This is a genomic window from Kitasatospora sp. NPDC059571, from assembly GCF_042735675.1.
In the GTDB taxonomy this organism is placed as follows: Bacteria; Actinomycetota; Actinomycetes; order Streptomycetales; family Streptomycetaceae; genus Kitasatospora.
This window is the reverse complement of the sequence record NZ_JBHWBW010000263.1, coordinates 6,938-10,540: the sequence shown is the minus strand read 5'-3', so window position 1 is coordinate 10,540 and position 3,603 is coordinate 6,938. Positions and strand designations below refer to the sequence as shown.

The 3,603-nt window shown below is 70.7% G+C and carries 2 protein-coding genes; both read left to right on the top strand.

What is annotated here, in order from left to right; translation table 11 throughout:
• The first annotated feature begins 187 nt into the window (after positions 1-187).
• Complete coding sequence (locus ACFV0G_RS25240; RefSeq protein WP_100888197.1) at positions 188-1,405, top strand: acetyl-CoA C-acyltransferase; 1,218 nt, start codon at positions 188-190, stop codon at positions 1,403-1,405.
• Positions 1,406-1,407: 2 nt separating this feature from the next.
• On the top strand, positions 1,408-3,534 hold the full coding sequence (locus ACFV0G_RS25235) for a 3-hydroxyacyl-CoA dehydrogenase NAD-binding domain-containing protein (protein ID WP_380552183.1): 2,127 nt from the start codon (positions 1,408-1,410) through the stop codon (positions 3,532-3,534).
• Positions 3,535-3,603 lie beyond the last annotated feature (69 nt).

The window sequence follows — 3,603 nt, the reverse complement described above, 5'->3', positions numbered from 1 at the left end:
GCCCGTTCACCCTGGCGGACGCAGCGGCGCCGGCCGCGCCGGACGTGGTGCGGGACACACCCCGTCCGGGGGGCGGGGGCTCTGTCCAAGTTAGTTACCGACGGGTAGCATGGCCGTGAAGCAGCGCCGCTCCACCCGCGAGCCGCGGACTGCACTCACCGTCATGTCCCCTGGGAGGAGAGCCCCCGTGCCTCGTACCGCGAGGGACGTCGTCTTCGTCGACGGCGTCCGCACCCCGTTCGGCAAGGCAGGCCCGAAGGGCATCTACCACGAGACCCGCGCGGACGACCTGGTCGTCAAGTGCATCCGTGAGCTGGTGCGCCGCAACCCGAACCTGCCCGTCGAGCGCATCGACGAGGTCGCCATCGCCGCGACCACGCAGATCGGCGACCAGGGCCTGACCATCGGCCGCACCGCCGGCCTGCTGGCCGGCCTGCCGAAGTCCGTCCCGGGCTACGCGATCGACCGCATGTGCGCCGGTGCGATGACCGCCGTCACCACCACCGCGGGCGGCATCGCCTTCGGCGCGTACGACATCGTGGTCGCCGGTGGTGTCGAGCACATGGGCCGCCACCCGATGGGCGAGGGCGTCGACCCGAACCCGCGCTTCGTGTCGGAGAAGCTGGTCGACGAGTCCGCCCTGTTCATGGGCATGACCGCGGAGAACCTGCACGACCGCCTGCCGCACATCACCAAGGAGCGCTGCGACGCCTACGCGGTGCGCTCCCAGGAGAAGGCCGCCAAGGCGTACGCCAACGGCGACATCCAGCCGGACCTGGTGCCGATCGCGATCCGCAACACCAACCCCGAGGTCGGCGAGACCGGCTGGGGCCTGGCGACGACGGACGAGCCGATGCGCCCGGGCACCACCATGGAGTCGCTGGCGAACCTCAAGACCCCGTTCCGCCCGCACGGCAACATCACCGCGGGCAACGCGGCCGGCCTCAACGACGGCGCCACCGCCTCGCTGCTCGCCGCCGAGGACGTCGCCGAGGAGCTCGGCCTCCCGATCAAGATGCGCCTGGTCTCCTACGCCTTCGCCGGCGTGGAGCCCGAGGTCATGGGCATCGGCCCCGTCCCGGCGACCGAGAAGGCGCTGGCCAAGGCCGGTCTGACGATCGACGACATCGGCGCCTTCGAGATCAACGAGGCGTTCGCCGTCCAGGTGCTCTCGCTGCTCGACCACTACGGCATCGCCGACGACGACGAGCGCGTCAACCCGTACGGCGGCGCGATCGCCTACGGCCACCCGCTGGCCTCCACGGGCGTGCGCCTGATGACGCAGCTGGCGCGCCGCTTCGAGCAGCGCCCCGACGTCCGCTACGGCCTGACCACCATGTGCATCGGCTTCGGCATGGGCGGCACGGTCATCTGGGAGAACCCGCACTTCGAGGGTGGTAAGTGAGCATGAGCACCACTGAGCTGCTGAAGCGCGCGGCCGAGCTGTTCCCCGGCGAGGTCGTCACCACCGCGCACGTGCGCCACCTGGACCTGCCGAAGCAGGCCGGCAAGCTGGCGCTGATCACCCTGGACAACGGCTTCGACCACACCAAGCCGACCACCTTCGGCCCGGGCTCGCTGGCGAAGCTCTCCGAGGCGCTCGACCAGGTCGAGGCCGAGGCCGCCGAGGGCACGATCGCCGCCGTGGCGATCACCGGCAAGCCGTTCATCTTCGCGGTCGGCGCCGACCTCAAGGGCGTCGAGGTGCTCAAGGAGCACAGCGACGCGGTGGCCATCGGCAAGGGCGGCCACGACGTCTTCAAGCGGATCGCCGCGCTGCCCGTCCCCTCCTTCGCCTACTACAACGGCGCGGCGATGGGCGGCGGCGTCGAGGTCGGCCTGCACTGCACCTACCGCACGGTGAGCTCCGGCGTGCCGGCGTTCTCGCTGCCGGAGGTCTTCCTGGGTCTCGTCCCGGGCTGGGGCGGCTGCACCATCCTGCCGAACCTGATCGGCCCGGCGAAGGCCGTCAAGGTCATCGTCGAGAACTCGATGAGCCAGAACAAGCAGCTCAAGGGCAAGGAGGTGTTCGAGCTCGGCATCGCGGACGCGATCTTCGAGCCGGCCGACTTCCTGGAGCAGTCGCTGCACTGGACCGCCGCCGTGCTCACCGGCGAGACCGTCGTCGAGCGCGAGGAGATCGACCGCGGCAAGGCCTGGGACGACGCCGTCGCCTGGGGCCGCCTGGTCGCCGACGGCAAGGTGCACGGCGCCGCGCCGGCCGCCTACAAGGCGCTGGACATCATCCAGCAGGTCAAGGACCAGGACCTGCAGGCGGGCTTCGACGCCGAGGACGCGGCGCTGGCCGACCTCATCATGAGCGGCGAGCTGCGCGCCGGCCTGTACGCCTTCAACCTGGTGCAGCGCCGGGCCAAGCGCCCGTTCGGCGCGCCGGACAAGTCGCTGGCCCGCCCGGTCTCCAAGGTCGGCGTGGTCGGCGCGGGCCTGATGGCCTCGCAGCTGGCGCTGCTGTTCGCCCGCCGCCTGGAGGTGCCGGTCGTGCTGACCGACATCGACCAGGAGCGCATCGACAAGGGCGTGGGCTACGTCCACGGCGAGGTCGACAAGCTGCTCGCCAAGGGCCGGATCAACGGCGACAAGGCGAACAAGCTCAAGGGCCTGGTCTCCGGCCACCTCGACAAGGCGGTCGCCTTCGGCGACGCGGACTTCGTCATCGAGGCCGTGTTCGAGGAGATGGGCGTCAAGCAGAACGTCTTCGCCGAGCTGGAGGCGGTGGTCTCGCCGACCACCATCCTGGCGACCAACACCTCCTCGCTGTCGATCACCGAGATGGCCTCGAAGCTGGAGCACCCGGAGCGGGTCGTCGGCTTCCACTTCTTCAACCCGGTCGCGATCCTCCCGCTGCTGGAGATCGTCCGCGCGGAGAAGACCGACGACGCCTCGCTGGCCACCGCCTTCGGTGTCGCCCGCAAGCTGAAGAAGACGGCCGTCCTCACCAAGGACGCCCCGGCGTTCGTCGTGAACCGGATCCTGCTCCGCTTCATGGACGCGATCCAGGGCGCCATCGACGAGGGCACCCCGATCGAGACCGTCGAGAAGGCCGTGCTGCCGCTCGGCCTGCCGATGTCCCCGATCGTGCTGCTGGAGCTGGTCGGCCCGGCCATCGCCCTGCACGTGTCGGAGACCCTGGCCGCCGCCTTCCCGGACCGGTACACCGTCTCGGAGAACCTCACCAAGCTGGTCAAGGCCGGCAAGCGCGGGTTCTACGTCTGGCAGGACGGCCAGCAGGTCCTCGACCCCGAGGTCCTGGCGCTGCTGTCCTTCGGCGACACGGTCCTGACCGAGGAGCAGGTCCTGGCCCGCGCCCTGGAGGCCGTGGCGCAGGAGATCGGCCTGATGCTGGACGAGGGCGTCGTCGGCGAGGCGCAGGACATCGACCTGTGCATGATCACCGGCGCCGGCTGGCCCTTCCACCTGGGCGGCATCACGCCGTACCTGGACCGCGAGGGCGTCTCGGAGCGCGTCAACGGCAAGAAGTTCCTGGCCCCCGGCCTGGCCTCGGTGCCGGTCTGACGACCTGTACGACCCCACGGATGCCCCCCCCCCTCCACCGCGGGGGGCCACCCCGCGGTAGGGGCCGGA

Excerpts from the sequence above, each read along its gene's own strand:
- ACFV0G_RS25235 (WP_380552183.1), top strand. The coding sequence starts at position 1,408 with ATGAGCACCACTGAGCTGCTGAAGCGCGCGGCCGAGCTGTTCCCCGGC.